Origin of the sequence: Halalkalibacter nanhaiisediminis (assembly GCF_007830185.1) — a bacterium.
Classification (GTDB): Bacteria; Bacillota; Bacilli; order Bacillales; family Bacillaceae_D; genus Halalkalibacter; species Halalkalibacter nanhaiisediminis.
Genome location: NZ_VLKZ01000023.1, coordinates 1 through 239, shown reverse-complemented (window position 1 = coordinate 239; position 239 = coordinate 1). Strand labels below are relative to the sequence as shown.

General features: G+C 56.1%; 1 rRNA gene. It reads right to left on the bottom strand.

Features of this window, described 5'->3' with window-relative positions:
* Positions 1 to 239 (bottom strand): 16S ribosomal RNA (locus IQ10_RS17870); the annotation flags it as partial.

Here is a 239-nt window from a genome sequence, read left to right as displayed (position 1 = left end):
CGATCCGAAAACCTTCATCACTCACGCGGCGTTGCTCCGTCAGACTTTCGTCCATTGCGGAAGATTCCCTACTGCTGCCTCCCGTAGGAGTCTGGGCCGTGTCTCAGTCCCAGTGTGGCCGATCACCCTCTCAGGTCGGCTACGCATCGTCGCCTTGGTAAGCCATTACCTTACCAACTAGCTAATGCGCCGCGGGCCCATCCTGTAGTGTTAGTAATCCCAACTTTTAACCTTCCTCC